The organism is Paenibacillus sp. JT31N17 (genome assembly GCF_056269255.1).
Genome location: NZ_JBWDNP010000001.1, coordinates 137,038 through 152,338, shown reverse-complemented (window position 1 = coordinate 152,338; position 15,301 = coordinate 137,038). Strand labels below are relative to the sequence as shown.

13 protein-coding genes and 1 tRNA gene are annotated in these 15,301 nt (G+C 50.9%); 4 read left to right on the top strand and 10 right to left on the bottom strand.

Annotated elements, in window-relative coordinates; translation table 11 throughout:
* Positions 1-284 precede the first annotated feature (284 nt).
* From AC0YOB_RS00735 to AC0YOB_RS00725, 3 genes are read left to right on the top strand one after another with little or no spacing between them, the layout of a single operon-like run.
* Positions 285-1,199, top strand: coding sequence for a permease (locus AC0YOB_RS00735; RefSeq protein WP_475791104.1), 915 nt, complete (start codon positions 285-287; stop codon positions 1,197-1,199).
* Positions 1,196-2,083 (top strand): TIGR03943 family putative permease subunit, encoded by an 888-nt coding sequence (locus tag AC0YOB_RS00730; protein ID WP_475791103.1) that lies wholly within the window; start codon positions 1,196-1,198, stop codon positions 2,081-2,083. Before AC0YOB_RS00735 ends, AC0YOB_RS00730 begins: the two co-directional genes overlap by 4 nt.
* Positions 2,084-2,122: 39 nt before the next feature.
* Complete coding sequence (locus AC0YOB_RS00725; RefSeq protein ID WP_475791102.1) at positions 2,123-4,021, top strand: LTA synthase family protein; 1,899 nt, start codon at positions 2,123-2,125, stop codon at positions 4,019-4,021.
* A 193-nt stretch (positions 4,022-4,214) separates the two neighbouring features.
* On the opposite strand, the gene AC0YOB_RS00720 is transcribed toward AC0YOB_RS00725, so the two are convergent.
* From AC0YOB_RS00720 to AC0YOB_RS00680, 9 genes are all read right to left on the bottom strand, one after another.
* Positions 4,215-4,820, bottom strand: coding sequence for a pentapeptide repeat-containing protein (locus AC0YOB_RS00720; RefSeq protein WP_475791101.1), 606 nt, complete (start codon positions 4,818-4,820; stop codon positions 4,215-4,217).
* Positions 4,821-4,842: 22 nt separating this feature from the next.
* Complete coding sequence (locus AC0YOB_RS00715; RefSeq protein WP_475791100.1) at positions 4,843-5,481, bottom strand: pentapeptide repeat-containing protein; 639 nt, start codon at positions 5,479-5,481, stop codon at positions 4,843-4,845.
* 62 nt (positions 5,482-5,543) lie between these two features.
* Positions 5,544-5,963, bottom strand: coding sequence for a MarR family winged helix-turn-helix transcriptional regulator (locus tag AC0YOB_RS00710; RefSeq protein WP_475791099.1), 420 nt, complete (start codon positions 5,961-5,963; stop codon positions 5,544-5,546).
* A gap of 202 nt (positions 5,964-6,165) precedes the next feature.
* Entirely contained in the window at positions 6,166-6,891 is a 726-nt protein-coding gene (locus AC0YOB_RS00705; RefSeq protein WP_475791098.1) for an N-acetylmuramoyl-L-alanine amidase family protein, read from the bottom strand.
* A gap of 495 nt (positions 6,892-7,386) precedes the next feature.
* Complete coding sequence (locus tag AC0YOB_RS00700; RefSeq protein WP_475791097.1) at positions 7,387-8,538, bottom strand: serine hydrolase domain-containing protein; 1,152 nt, start codon at positions 8,536-8,538, stop codon at positions 7,387-7,389.
* Between the two features lie 170 nt (positions 8,539-8,708).
* Complete coding sequence (locus AC0YOB_RS00695) at positions 8,709-9,146, bottom strand: RrF2 family transcriptional regulator (RefSeq protein WP_475791096.1); 438 nt, start codon at positions 9,144-9,146, stop codon at positions 8,709-8,711.
* A gap of 240 nt (positions 9,147-9,386) precedes the next feature.
* The gene (locus tag AC0YOB_RS00690) at positions 9,387-9,755 is read right to left on the bottom strand and encodes a DoxX family protein (RefSeq protein WP_475791095.1); all 369 of its coding nucleotides are present in this window, start codon (positions 9,753-9,755) and stop codon (positions 9,387-9,389) included.
* A gap of 306 nt (positions 9,756-10,061) precedes the next feature.
* Positions 10,062-10,148 (bottom strand) — tRNA-Leu (locus AC0YOB_RS00685).
* An 81-nt stretch (positions 10,149-10,229) separates the two neighbouring features.
* A complete protein-coding gene (locus tag AC0YOB_RS00680; protein ID WP_210039551.1) occupies positions 10,230-11,186 on the bottom strand; it encodes a glycosyltransferase family 4 protein in 957 nt (318 codons plus the stop codon).
* Between the two features lie 170 nt (positions 11,187-11,356).
* Here AC0YOB_RS00680 and AC0YOB_RS00675 point away from each other — a divergent pair, with 170 nt between their 5' ends.
* The gene (locus tag AC0YOB_RS00675; protein WP_475791094.1) at positions 11,357-11,755 is read left to right on the top strand and encodes a response regulator; all 399 of its coding nucleotides are present in this window, start codon (positions 11,357-11,359) and stop codon (positions 11,753-11,755) included.
* Positions 11,756-11,888: 133 nt separating this feature from the next.
* Here the strand turns inward: AC0YOB_RS00675 and AC0YOB_RS00670 are convergent, their stop codons facing one another.
* A complete protein-coding gene (locus AC0YOB_RS00670; protein ID WP_475791093.1) occupies positions 11,889-15,227 on the bottom strand; it encodes a DUF5107 domain-containing protein in 3,339 nt (1,112 codons plus the stop codon).
* Between the last annotated feature and the right edge of the window lie 74 nt (positions 15,228-15,301).

The window sequence follows — 15,301 nt, the reverse complement described above, 5'->3', positions numbered from 1 at the left end:
TTTGCTTAGGTCATGTAATATTTAAACAATGAAAACTTTAGACAACTTAAGTAATATTAAATCCGAAGCCCAATAAAGTCAACCGGGAATCAAAAAATAAATTCCGGATGGCGTCAATTTGCTTTAGCTGACGCTTTGCCCGCTTTTACTCTCATTTCTTGCAATTCTTTTATCCCTATGTTTAAATTACTAACAGTTATTTTTACTATTATATTGAGATAAAGAGACGAGCTATTGCAGACTCAACAAATAATGCAAGAAACGAAGCCTGGCGGGAGGTACTTGTGAAAACATTTCTGCAGCTGAACACCATATTCCTCAGCATGATTATGGAAGCCATACCGTTCGTGCTGGTGGGAGTCATCGTCTCCGGACTTATCCAGAGCTTTCTGACGGAAAAATGGATCGCCCGCATCATGCCGCGGAACCGTTTCTTCTCCACGCTGCTTGGCTGCGGCATCGGGATTTTTTTCCCGGCCTGTGAATGTGGAATCGTGCCGATTACAAGGCGCCTCCTGGGCAAGGGCGTGCCGCTTAATGCCGGCATCGCTTTTATGCTGACCGGGCCGATTATTAACCCCATTGTGCTGTTCGCCACCTATATCGCATTCGGCAACGACTGGCGGATGGCCGCGATTCGCGCAGGTGCAGCAATTGTGGTCGCTTTCACGGTTTCGATCGTCATTTCGTTCCTGTTTCGCGAGCTGCCGTTCCGCGGCGGCGTTCCGGCAAGCACACTCGTGGCTGCCGCAATCGAGCAGCCTGCTGCAGCCCCCGCCCGGCCGCCGCTGCATCTGAAGCTGCTCGACGTGATGCAGCATGCGGTCGAGGAATTTTTCTCGGTTGGCAAGTTCCTCGTGCTGGGCGCTTTTATCGCGGCCTCCATGCAGACCTTTATTCCGACCTCATCTCTTATTCATCTCGGCAGCAATCCGGTTACATCGATTCTGGTCATGATTGTGCTCGCATTCGTCATGTCGCTGTGCTCCGAGGCGGATGCCTTCATCGCATCCTCGTTCCGCAGTACCTTCTCGATCGGTTCAATTTCGGCATTCCTCGTCTTCGGACCTATGATCGATATTAAAAATACGATGATGCTGCTTGGCGTATTTAATGGGAGATTCGTCGCAGCGCTGATCGGTCTTGTAACGGTCAGCACGCTGCTGACCTCCCTCTTGGTCGGGAGGTTGTTCGGATGACGCGGCTGTATGTTTTGGCAGGCTTCGCCCTGATGTTTCTGCAGCTTCACCTGAATGGGAATCTGAACAAATATATTAATATGAAATATGCCTACCTGTCGGTCAGCGCGATCGTTCTGCTCGCGGTCTTGTTTATCTTCGAGTTCTTGCGGTTAAACCGGCAGGAACGGGCGGAAAAGCTGGCGAAAGCCCATGAGAACAGCCATACCCGCCATGAAGGACATTCCCATTCGCATCATGACGACCACGGCCACTCTCACGGCGAAACCTCCAGGCTGAAGCGTACGCTCGGCTATATCGTGCTGATCTTCCCGATTTTGACCGGTCTATTGCTTCCGGTTCAGACTCTTGATTCGAGCTTCGTCAAGGCCAAAGGCTTCTCATTCCCGGGTCTCAATGTTTCGGCAGAAAATCCGGGTTATCATCAGTTTCTAAAGCCGGATACGAGTGTGTTCTATGGTAAGGCGGGCTACGAGAAGGTTTCGCAGGCGGAGTTGTCCAATTTCACCAATCAACGTAAAATTGTCCTGACCGACCAAAATTATTTGACCGGTTTGGAGGCAATCTATAACTATCCGATAAGCTTTTCGGGAAAATCGATCGGTTTTGACGGGTTCGTGTATAAAGGAGAACAGGTGGACGACAACCATTATTTCGTGTTCCGCTTCGGCTTCATCCATTGTGTTGCGGACTCCGGCGTCTTCGGCATGCTTGTCGAGTTTCCGAAGGGAACCGTTTTGAAGGACGATGAATGGGTTCATGTGTCCGGCACGCTGACATCGGAGCTGTACCAGCCTTTCAAGCAGACCGTTCCGGTGCTCAGGACCTTGTCCTGGAACGATACTGCGGCGCCATCCGATCCTTATGTTTATCGTACTTTTTAACGGCTATAATAAGCTTTGCCAAAGAGGAGAGGATTGGTTTTGGTTAATCGTTTTCGATGGGGCGTTCTTCTGCAAAAGCCCTTTATTTTCTTTTCCATCCTGATGATTTTGAAAATGCTGCTCGTCTGGAGCGTTGTATTCAAAGAAACCGGCGGCAGCTTCGGCATGACGCTGCTGACCGGCATCCCGTCGATCTGGTTTATATTTTGCCTGATCGAGAGCTTTGCCTACCGGAAGAAGCTGGGTACCTATTTGGCTGTCGATCTCGTCCTGACCATCGTTTATTTTGCGGTGATCATGTATTACAAGTATTTTGGCGTCATTGTCACCTACCACGAGCTTCGCCAGGTAAATCAGGTATCGGAGGTCAACAGCAGCGTCATCTCCCTGATGGACCCTTACTATCTGTTTATCTTCACGGATATTATAGTCCTGTTCATTCTGATGCTGACCAACCGGCGTTTTCGCGCCTGGGGGCGGGGATTGTCCGTACAGGAGAGCCGCAGCTGGTTTGCAGCCGGACAGGTGCTCGCGCTTGCCGCATGCGTATTGTCCGTCCTTCCTTACCATGGCGGCATGAATGAGTTCCAGCAGGCCCAAAGCATGGGGATCCTCAACTATGAAGCCTATGCTGCCTTTGCTCCCTCCAAGGACCTGAAGATCGAACCACAATCGGTGACCCCCGCCATGGTTGCGCAGGTGAAGGGCGCCGCGGAGCCGGAGCAGCCGGCATTCTGGGAGGCCGCCAAAGGAAAAAATGTGATCATCGTTCAGCTGGAGGCATTCCAGAACTTTCTGGTCGATCTGAAGATAGACGGGAAGGAAATTACGCCCAACATGAATGCTCTCGTCCACGACCATTTTTATTTCCCGCATTTTTTCCAGCAGGTTGGTCAGGGCAATACGGCCGATGCCGAATTTGTGGTCAACACCTCTCTCTATGTTCCGCCGAACGGCGCGGCCTCTGAGATCTATGCGGACCGGGCTCTGCCCAGCATGCCCAAGCTGCTTGGAGCAAACGGCTATCAAACGGCTACGTTCCATACAAACAGCGTCATATTCTGGAACCGGGATCAGCTGTACAAGGCGCTTGGCTGGGGCAAGTATTATGACGACAAGTTTTTCGGCAAAAGCGATCTGGTCTCGTTCGGCGCCTCCGACGAAGTGCTTTACGCCAAAACAGCCGAAGAGCTGGCTCGCTTCCAGGAGAGCGGCAAGCCCTTTTACGCCCAAATCATCTCGATGTCCGGTCACCATCCATTCCGCATCCCGGCTGCCAAATTCAAGATGGAGCTGCCGAAGCGCTACAAGGGAACTCTGGTCGGCGATTATATCCAATCGCAAAATTATGCAGACTACGCACTCGGTCAATTCATTGACGAGCTGAAGAAGAACGGCGTCTGGGACAACAGCGTTATCGTGCTGTACGGCGACCACCAGGGGCTGCCGATCTATTCCCTCAACAATAAGGAAAAAAAGCTGATGAAGGAAATCTACACCCGCGACTACAGTCTTCCGGATATGATGAACATTCCGCTCGTCATCTCCGTGCCCAATGAACAGCCGCAGATCTTCCAGCAGGTCGGAGGACAGTCGGATATCTATCCTACAGTAGCGAATCTGATCGGCGTCCCGCTTAAGGATCAGGTGATTTTTGGGCGGGATATACTGAACCAGACCGCCAATGTGCTTCCGGAGCGTTATTACCTACCCTCAGGCTCCTTCATTACGGCCAAAGGCGCATTTGTCCCGGGCTCCGGTTACGCGGACGGCATCACTTACCCGCTGGAAGGCGGCAAGGTCGCCAAGCCGCTGGATGCCAAGAGCGAATACGACAAGGCCCACAGACTCATCAGCATGTCCGATGAGTTCGTCTCTTCCCTGCCTGCTGTCAGCGAGAGCGGGGACAAGACGGCTCCAGGTCAGGAAAGCAAATAAGCTGGAGATAACAAAAAGTTTCACGCCTCCAAACAGGAAGAAGCTCACTTTGCTTTCCTTGGCGGCAGAGTAAGTTTCTTCCCTCGCAGAGTGTGTTGGGAATTCTAGTTCAAAAAAGCAGCGGGCTCCTGATTGGAGAAGCCCACTGCTTTTTTGATCCGTATGCATATTACGCAATGCTATCTGACAAGCCTCAATCAACCTTGGCGCCGAACGAGCGCAAGAAACCAACGGCCTGCGCGGTGTCCATCCTGGCCCCTTTCACATCCAGCGACTTCCAGTTGACCCCATCCATGACGGCGCCGCGCAAATCGGTCCCGTTCAGCTTCGTTTGCGCCAAATTCGCCCGGGTCAGGTCGCTGTTCCGCAAATCCGCCTTCTCCAGATTGGCGCCGAAGAGATCAGCCTCAAGAAAGCGGATTTCCCGCAGATCCTGTTTATTCAGCTTCGTATACCTCAGATTCGTATAAGACCAATCGCCCCGGAGCAGCGTAATGCCATCCATTTGAGCCTTTGAAAAGTCCGAGCCCGTCATTTTGCAATTGTTGAATTTGGAAACAAACAAATTGGCATCGACAAAATTGCAATTCAAAAAAGCCGATTCCGTATGGACCGAAGCATTCAGCATCGCACCGTGAAAATTGCATTCAATAAACCGGCAGCCGGTGCTCGTCATTTCCTCCATGGAAGCGTTCGTGAATGTGCAGCGTTCAAATGTGCAGCGCAGCAGCTCACCATCCCGCAGATCGCGATCGCTGAAATCCACTGCTTCGTAGTGTTGATCCGTATATTGATACATTTTCTGCCCCCATCATCATTGGCTATTTAATGACCAGGCCCAGAAGGCCCGCGAATGTCGAAGCCTGCCCCGCCGAAATGATGCAGCCCCTCAAATCATCGATTTCCACCATCAATTCATCGAATTCGCAGTCGCTCAGATCGATCCCCTTGAGCTTGACCCCCGACAGGATTGCCTGATCGATTTTGCAGCGGATGAAGCCGGTTTTGTTCAAAGAAGACTGGTAATAGTCAGCGCTGACTAAAGAGCATTCCTCAAATTCAACCTGCTTGAAATTCGCGAACCGGAACAAGGCGTAATCACTCAGGCAGCTGAGAAAGGAAACATGCTGCAGCCTGCTCTTTGTAAAGTCCGTACCCATCAATTTGCAGTTTCTGAACTCTGTCCTGTGCAGGAAGGTCCCGGCGAAATCGACATTCGACAGATCGCATTTCTCAAAAATAACGTCCATCAATTCAGCATCAGGCAATGACGACTCTGTAATGGTCACATTCCTGAACACTACTTTTTCAAATGAAACCCTGGCCGCTTGCTGACTATGTATGCTAATATCTTCAATGCAACCGTGACTGAATTCATCTTTGGTCATCAGCGCATGCATCCGGTCGGAGATATCTGGCAGGTCTGACGGGATTTTGGGCTGCTCCAGCTTGCTCTTCATACTGTCCATACACCTCCGCAGTTAAAATAGTTGATTCACCAGCCGCTTGTCCACAACCTGGATTAGTGCACATTCTCCCGAATCTTGGCAAGCAGTCTGCGCAGCTCCTGCATCTCATGATCTGCTATTCCTTTGACCGCAAGACCCGGAATATGGTCCACAACAGGGAATATGTCCTCAGCAAGCCGCCTCCCAGCCTCCGTTAAAGAAACGATAAAATACCGGCGGTCATTCTCCCGGACCATCCTGCGGATAATCCGCTTTTGTTCCAGACTTATGATCATCCTCGTTATACTTGATTTATCCTTGTTTAACCTGCCGGCAATCTCATTCTGGGAAAGCTTGTCCCTTTCCTTCAGAAGGATCAGGATCAACGCCTGCTCGGGCGTAATCCCGTAAGGAGCCAGATCCTTCTTGATCCGAAAGGCAATTTCCAAATTGACATCATGAATCAATTTCACAATATTTTCAGGCAGAACCATCTTAGCTGATCACCTCTCGCCCATCAAGAAGCTAATTAGTTGATATGTTAACTATTATAAGGCAGCAATGCGGCTCTTACAAGAAGAATCAGCTAGCTCCGCTCTCCCGCGGCAAAGCCGGAATGAAATCTGTACAACCTGTAACTTATAAGAAAAAGACCCCCGGCTGACATAAGCCGGAAGGTCGGGAAGGCCGCCTGCATCACGGAGCCTGTCCGCCAAAATAATCCTTGAGTCCGTCCATAATCCCTTGGGCGATATGGGCTTGTCCGTCATGATCCAGCAGCAGAGCCTCATCGCTCGTATTGGACAAGTACCCGACTTCGGTCAGGATGGCCGGAACCTCGTTAAGCCGAAGAACCTTCAGATCATTATAGCGCACGCCCCGGTCCTTAAAGCCGTTGGCCGCGAGAATATGCTCATGGATGACATCAGCAAGCTGTATGCTGCTATCGGAATAATAATAGGTTTCCGTTCCGCTGACCTCCGGATCATCATAGGTGTTCCCATGAATCGATATAAAGGCATCCGCCTCCAAGTCATTCGAAAATTTCGCCCTGTCATCCAATGAGACGAATGTATCGTCGCTGCGGGTCAGATATGGATCAAACATCGGGTCCTGCTTCAGCTGATCATATACCTCCTGCGCAAGGGCAAGCGTATAAGCTTTCTCCTCTAATCCGCTGATTGTGGGAGCTCCAGGATCATGCCCGCCATGGCCTGGATCGATGACAATTTTATACCTCCCCGTTTGCATGTCATCGACTGAAGATGTGGCGGACGGTGATTCGGGACCTGCGAGCATCCCTACGACCTTGGACGAATTATGATTGATTTCATAGATTGCAAATGTGCAGAACAGCAGGAATAATATGAACACAGTAACGATTCTGCGTCCTGTGCGAGCCGGCCTCATCGGTTTTTTCATGTCAGCCACCTCGCTCATGCAAATAGAGCGAAGCCCTATGATGGATCAGATTTTCTTTTGCTGCCACGCCGGGGTCGGACACTATCATGAATCCTGTCAGAAATAATCCGGTTTTTATCATGCTGTCTTCCTCTCCTTGTTCCTTGTCTCTTGCTATCACCTGCTCTCTTAGTTATAAAAGATGGATATAGACAAATCTTCTGAAAATTGTAAACAAAGTGTATCGACTTGTATCCATTTAAAATCGTATAAGAAACATACTTCTTGATCTGGTAGAAGAGCAGGCAGCCCGACATGCGCATCAGCTTCCCCGGAGCCGTATAGAACGCTCTGAACCATCCGGGAAAAATAAAAAACCAGTCCTATCACGGATTGAACGTGATAGACTGGTTTTTGGATTTTGCTGTTCTTTTGCCATAAAGTATCTATTGACTGGAGTGTTGAAGCCACACAGAAACAGCACTTGTCAAAGTGCCGCACCGTCGGCTATATTTCCTATTCCAGCGCTCCGTATATAACAGCCCGCAGCCTTGGATGAAAATAAGGCTCGCGGCTTGGCAGCATCTGCTGCATATAAACGATGGACAATTCCTCGTGCGGGTCAATCAGCGTCCAGGAGCCAGCCAGACCTGCCCAGCCAAATTCGCCGATCGTGCCGTTGTTCCCGCCCGCCGCCGGATCCATCAACACGCGGACTCCAAGGCCATAACCGTATCCGTTCATATGCGCCCAGCTGAAATCCTTGAGCTGCTGCTGACTCAAATGGTTGGTCCGCATCAGCTGAATCGTCTTCGGACTGAGAAGCCGCACGCCATCCAATTCCCCGCCCCTCGCCAGAGCCTGCGCAAACCGGCTGTAGTCGCCGGTTGTCGACAGCAGGCCCCCTCCGCCGCTTTCGTATCTGCATCCTGGCTGGAAAGGGGTATCCATCCTGTCGTTGACGGTCAGCTTGCCGTCTTCTGCACTGTCATACATCACGCATAACCGGTCCCGCTTGTCGTCTGGGATTCTGAATGAGGTATCGTTCATCCCGAGCGGTCCGAAAATTTCCTGCTTCAGAAACTCTTCGAAGGTTTGGCCGGACAGCACCTCGATCAAAGCGGCCAGGACGTCATGGCTTGTGCCGTACTTCCAATGCGTGCCTGGATCGAAGGCAAGAGGGATGGCCGCAAGCTGCTTGGACAGCTCCCGCATATTCATCGTGGCGGCGGCGTTCTCCATCATAACGCGGGTCTGCCGTTCGGTTTCCGTCCCGATCCCGCCATATGTAAGACCGGACGACATGGTGAACAGATCCTTGACGCGAATCGGGTTCGCCGCGGGAGATACCGTCATGTCGCCAAATTCGTTGTAGCGGTACACCATCGGATTTTTGAACTCGGGCAGATACTCCTCAAGCGGATCGTTCAACAGATAGTGCCCTCTCTCGTAAAGCATGAGCGCCGCGGTGCAGGTAATCACTTTGGTCATCGAATAAATTCGGTAAATGGTATCCGTGCTGATTTCCTTCTTCTTCTCCAGATCCGCATAACCGAAGCTGTCCTGGTATAATATTTCCCCGCGGCGGATAACGGTTAAGGCGCAGCCGGCCGGTCCTTTTTCCACAAAGCTCTTAAGGAGCGGAGTCAATCGTTGTATCCGGTTCATTAATGGTTCCCCTCTCTGAAAACGTTTACCATAATAGTAGCACATGGTTTTGGCAGGTGTAAATTAATACGGAGCCCCCTTCCCGATAAATATTTGGGTCCTCGTGCATGAGTGGCCCAAAACGTGCTTCTTGTTGATCTTGCCGAACTTATTATTTGGTCCGATATATCCTAACCGTTGAAGAAGTCGACCCTGGACATGACATGATCAATGGTGAATTGATGAAGATACTGAATGGTGTTCTGTTCCGCATTGTGGAGAATTTTTTCCAGCTCCAGATCCAGAAACTCCCCGGCCTCCCCGCAATCCGCCTCTTGAGCGGGCTCTTTGCCTCCCGTGTTGACTGCATCATATATATCTCCGAGCGTCAGCGCGGCAGTATCTTTTTTGAGAATATATCCTCCCTCACGACCACCCTTGGATTCCACGATTCCGGCACTGGCCAAGGCTTGAAGAACTCTTCGCAGGAAAGTGGCATGGGAATCCACCTGGCCGGCAATCATGGCACTTGATAAAATGCCCCTGCTTTGAGCCAGCCAGACAACGGCATGAATGGCGATTTTGAAATGCGGCGGCCCGAAATCGATTCCTTTATTCGCTGTGCTCATTACCGCTCACTCCCTTCTTCATTACAGCATGTTAGAGTTTCAATATGTGTGTAATATAGGCACATTATATGTTTTTTACCCGTCTGTGGCAAATTCTATTCAACCTGTTTCCTCCGTTGCATCTATTAGAAAAAGAGAGCCAATCGTGATTGGCTCCCTTTGATTTGACTTCTATAGTACCGTCTGTACGCATCTGCCTGTTTAAGCTGACGACTGATTATGTTGATCGAACAGCCGTCATTAACCCGGGAAATTCGCCAGCTCCGAGCTTTGCAGCAGAGTAAGCGCAACGGATAGAATCAGCAGCACGATTACAGGCAATAACGCGGTTACCGGATCCTTGACCCGGATATGGGCGGCGGCAGCGCCCAGCATGATAAGTCCAAGCCAGATGCCTGCCCACGCCGACCAGCTCGGCTCCCAGAAGCCGATGACCAGCGCGATCACCGCTATATACTGGGTCAGACCGGTAAAGACCCGAAACCATTGTGGCAGCTTCAAATGCGCAAAACTATCCACCTGCATTTTGGTGCCAAAAACCTTCATCGAACCCGCCATCAGAAACATCAGACCTAATAGGATTTCAATAATCATGACTACAACGTCCACATCGATCTCTCCCCGCATGTTCTTTTTTTAACACAATGTTCATGACCATGGCTGTAATCATAAAGCGCAATACATCAATACTCATCTCCCCTTGCCAGCCTTCAGCAATCCTCAGATTTAATTGCAACTGATGTAGGCACATTATAGAACGAAAGCGTAATGAATGCAATACTGAATTAAACTATGAGACGGCTTCCAGTTGTATGCCTATCATGGAGCGGAGCAAAACGCCAAGAGCAGTAACCGGACGAAGCCGCTGCTGAACAAACAAAAAAACCCTTCCTGAGAAGAGTTGGTTTAAAGGTATGGTGCGGTCGAGAGGACTCGAACCTCCACGGCATTGCTACCACTGGAACCTGAATCCAGCGCGTCTGCCAATTCCGCCACGACCGCATATCAGCGAGAAAATCATTTTCGCTCAATATTCAATACTATACCGTTTATTTATGAGAATGTCAACATTATTTTCCTTAATTATTGAATCAGCAATAATATGATGGAGAATAAGCCGGTGCAAATATTGATTAAATACAGGAAGGACACCACCTGAACCGGTTTCATGCCTGTTTTTAACAATACATAATGCGCCTGGGAAGCGTCTGCCTTGTAGAAGGGAACGCCCTTCATCATCCTCCAGATCACAACACGGACATTGTCCAGGATCGGAACGCTGAGCGCAAGAATCGGAATGAACAAGGACAGGACTGTCGCCTGCTTGAAGGCTCCATCGAGCGCAATGACGGCAAGGATGAAACCGAGAAAAGTAGCCCCTGCATCACCCATGAACACTTTTGCCGGCGGCCGGTTGTATCTGAGATAACCCAGGGATGCCCCCACAAGAATCGTAGCCATCATCGCCGACTCGCCCTGCCCCATTACAAGCGCTACCACCAGAAGCGTTGTTCCCGATATAGCGGATAATCCGCTGGCCAAGCCGTCAATCCCGTCCGTAAAGTTAATTACCGTTGTTACGCCAAAAATCCATAAGACGGTGAAGAGGAACTGGAACAACTCGGGAAGTACGTAATAGCTTCCCGTGAAGGGATTCTCAAAGCCGCTGAATACAATCCCCGAGCTGTAGACTAGAATGGCAGCACCCATCTGAACCACAAATTTTGGCAGCGAGGCAAATTCCTTGCCATGCGTCTTGTACCAGTCGTCGACAAGGCCGATGACCAGAATGATCAGGCCGCCTCCGAGTATAGCCCCGGTCTTGATCCAATTATCGTGAACAAATATCAGATATAAAATGACAAAAGCAGCGTAAATCGCAATGCCTGCGGTCAGCGGAATCGGTTCCCGGTGAATTTTGCGTTCGTTGTTGGTTTGGGGCTTGTCCACAAATCCGATCCTGAGCGCCAGCTTGCGAAGCGGCGGTATAAGCGCGATAACAATAGCAATAGCAAACACAAAAGCGATAATATAATTCATATCATTCTCCTTATCGATCATGATAACCTATCTGAAATTATAATCATCCCCCCGCTTAAATGCAATCCTGACACCGGAGCTTGCGCTGTTCACGCCTTTCGCAAGCGGTCCGTTCAGTTTTTGTTCAGACTGCCCTGATATGATCGGTTTAAGACAAGGAGGCGATGACCATGAATGGAATCAAAGTAATGGTAGTCGACGATACCGCATTTATGCGCATGATGATGCGCGGCCTTCTGGAGAGTCTGGGTCTTGAGGTGGTAGCGGAAGCCGGCAACGGCATTGAAGCTGTTAATCTCTATAAAAGAGTAAGACCCCAGCTTGTGACCATGGATATTACGATGCCCGAAATGGACGGAGTCAGCGCCCTCAAAAATATCAAGCAGGTCGATCCGGCAGCTAAAATTATTATGTGCTCCGCGATGGGACAGCGGGAAATGGTCCTTGAGGCCATTCGAAGCGGCGCATGCGATTTTGTCGTCAAACCGGTGCAAAAAGAACGATTGGCCGAGGCAATATCCAATCATTTCCTGACCTTCGCAAATTCAGCCGGGGGTGGCCATATTTAGTGAACCTCCAATGAAAAAGCGGCTGAACAGATTATTTTCTGCTCAACCGCTTTTTATGTTACTCTCCAGCCCACTTTGAATCTTATGGTGAAGATATGGCTTTCCAGCCTTTCCCCCCTGCCATTATTCTCGTTTACTCCGCGATTTGAAAATGAATGATTGCCCCTTGATGATTGGGTTCAAGGCGGAGCACCTCCTCCAATTGAGCCTGCGATTCAGCCAGGCGGCCAAGCCCCAGATGACCCAGACCGATCATATAGCGGCAGTGGATTTCATTGCGTCTGTTCAGATCATCATCGAACACCAGAAAATCGGGAAGCGAGACGGCAAAATAATCGAGCTTAACCTTGTCAAACAGATGGGTTTCCCCATAATCAATCAGTTTATTGAAGCGGGAAGCCGCTTCCTTATCCCCTTGCAGCCTGGACCAGGCAAGCCCCTGATAGAAAATCGTATCCGGCGGCTGATCATTATAGAACATCGCTCCCGCAGGCTCATCCATACCCTGCGAGGCAAGGCGGAATGCCTTCTTTGCTTCTTCATTGCGTCCATCCGCTTCCAGCGCACATCCCAGGTGATAGTAAATATTGTTCTCCTGTGCGCCGGCCAGCTTCCCCTCGCCCAGATTATCCGGATACTCGAGCGCGCGCAGCAGCACTTTCTCCGCTTCCTGGTATGCCTGTTCAGCAAGAAGCTTCTTGCCCAGCTCCACATGCGCCAGCACATACTGACCGGTAACCTTGCCTTCCCCTCCTTCCCATGGATGGAATTTGCGGGAATTCAGCAGGCCGATCGCTTCCTCATGTCTGCGTACCGTGTTATGCAGAGTGACATACTCTACAAATAAATCATCACGCATTCTCACCTGATCCGGATGGCTGTTCAAATGATCCAGACGCTGCTGCGCACTGATGCCGAGCTTTTTGTACAGCTGGTCGAGCTCGTACAGCACCCGCGCATCGCTCTGGTCTGCGGAATAAGCGAGCTCCAGATAGGTCCGGGCTTTCCCGGAATCGTTCTGTTTGTTGAAATAGGCCAGCGCCAGATTGCGGTGGGACGTTGGAAACGAAGAATCCAGCTCTGTTGAGGCTTCCCAATGCCGGATGGCCTCCTGATGCCTTTTCTTATCATATAATAAGTTGCCCAGATAATAATGAGCGCGGGCATCGCCAGGGTTTTGCCCCAAAGCATATTCCAGCACCTGCATATCAAGCAGGCTGTTAGGGAAACAGTATGCTGAAGAGGCTGCCTGCCCCGCCCGTAACTGTTTCGCGGAATCGTCCTGTCTTCCAAGCTTCCCATATAAATACCCCAATGTGTAATGCAGCATTGGATATACATCCCCGGCTTGATCCGACAGGGCTCCATTCAATACGTCAGCGGCTTCCTCGTACAGCCCGCATCCCGCATAGTCAGCGGCCAGCTGCAAATAATTATGCGCATCGCCGCGCAGCAATTCCCGGAAACTGCCCAGGGCGGCAGCCGCTTCTTCATGCAGGCCCCTTGCACCAAGGTTTAAATATTTTTCATAATTTGCGCCGAAGTCTGCAACATCGAGGTTCAATGTTTCCACTGCCGCGCTTACAGCCGCTTCATACCTGCCAAGCTTCCGCAGCAGTGCTGCTTTCAGATGGCGCGCCTTATAATTACGCGCATTGCGGATAAGCGAGCGCTCTGTCAGCTCCAGCGCTTCCTCATAGGACTGTCTGGCGCCGGCGATTTGAGCGAGCGTAAAATATCCGCTGTCCTGCCACGCGGCGGACCATACCGATTTGTACAGCGCTTCGAAGGCTTCTTCGTTACGTTCCTGCAGCTTGAGCGAGACGCCCAGCTGGTAATAGGCCTCGCTGTCGTACGGATTGGTATTGCGCGCCGTCAAGGTCTTGATTGCGCGCCGGAAATGCATCTCCGCTTCTGTAAACAGGCCTCTGCGCAGCAGAAGCGTGCCGTAGGCAACATTGATGCGGATATCGCCGGCACTGCGCTTCAATCCTTCCAGATAATACTCCTCCGGCTCGAATGTCGCATGGCGGTACTGCTCCAGATGAAGACCGGCCAGAAGCAGCTCTTCCACCGTCAGCAGCTCATGCGGTGCAGGCATCGGCTGCGCGGCCTCAGGCATTTTCTCGATTGCCGGTTTTTTGGGCTGATAGCCGACCAGCGTACGTCCTGCCGCATCGCGTACAGTAAGCATGAGGTCATGGGCCTGATCGTCTTCATGAAGCTGCATCGTCTGCGTGAACGATTCAAGCGGCGACAGGCTCACGCTTTGCAGCAGATAACGGCTGCGGGCACTGGACAGTTCTACCGTGGCATTTTCGAACCGGGACGTCGCATAGACCTGGATCCGGATGCTGCGGTCCGCGGAATCCACCTCCAGGTTGACTGCGGCATCCCTGGAAGCATTTTTCACGACGCCAATCTGCTTGTAAGGCATGAAATATTGGGTGAAGGATTTCTCCTCATAAGGCTGAAGCCAGGTGAAGTCGGGCTGGTTATCGGTATAGACTCCCGTCATAAGCTCAATGTAAGGACCATCCTCGTCTGTCAGATTGCGGTCCCACGCCTGGCCGAATTCCCCGTTGCCCCATGTCCACTGTTTTTTGCCCGGCGAAATATGATGGTTGGCGACATGCAGCAGCCCCGCCTGAACCGCATGATCGTAACCGCCGACAAAATTATAGTCGGAGTGATATGCCATGTACGAGGTGGGAACCGGAATGTTGGCATACCGGGAAATATCGACCCCGGCGGAATAATCCATTTTGTAATAGGTTCCAGTCGCTATAGGAAAACGGGATACATCGCGCTTGCCATGATCAAATACGGCATGGACGTCCGGCGGGAATACCGATTGGGTGTGGTCATTGACCGCTACCGCCGGATTGGCCCACCACAGAAAGGTTTGCGGCTCCGGTGTGCGATTGTACAGCTGCGCATTGATCTCCAGATAGGCCGCTCCCGCATGGAGTGTGAATCCGGCAGTCATCTTGGTGCCGTACATCCGGTCAATCTCGCTGACCCATACCGTTGCGCTGCCGTCCTCATTTTCGCCAAACGTACATTCCACCGCTCCGTACGTATTGGGCCTGTGATGCTGCGGCCAGTTAAATTCAATCCCGCCTGAAATCCACGGCCCCGCCAGGCCGACCAAGGCTGGCTTGATGACCCGGTTATAATAAACAAAATCATAGTTATTCGTCTTATCTACTGCACGGTAGATTCGTCCGCCGATTTCCGGCATGATTTCAATCCGCAGAAACTCATTCTCCAGAATAACCATCCGGTAAGCCTGCAGTTCCTTGTCATCGTTTATTTTATCAATTACCGGATGGGGATAGACCTTCCCCGAACTGCCCTGATAAACCCGTTTCTCCAGAAACATCGGGTTTTTATCCGGCTTGCCGACCCCGTAAGTGGGGATTTCGACTATTTCCTCACGGACTGTTGCCTGTGGAATCTTCTTGTCCATTGCCTCGCGCCCCTTTCCTGATATGCTTTAACTTTACAAGGGAGCAAGGGAGAGAACAATTGACCATTGACGGT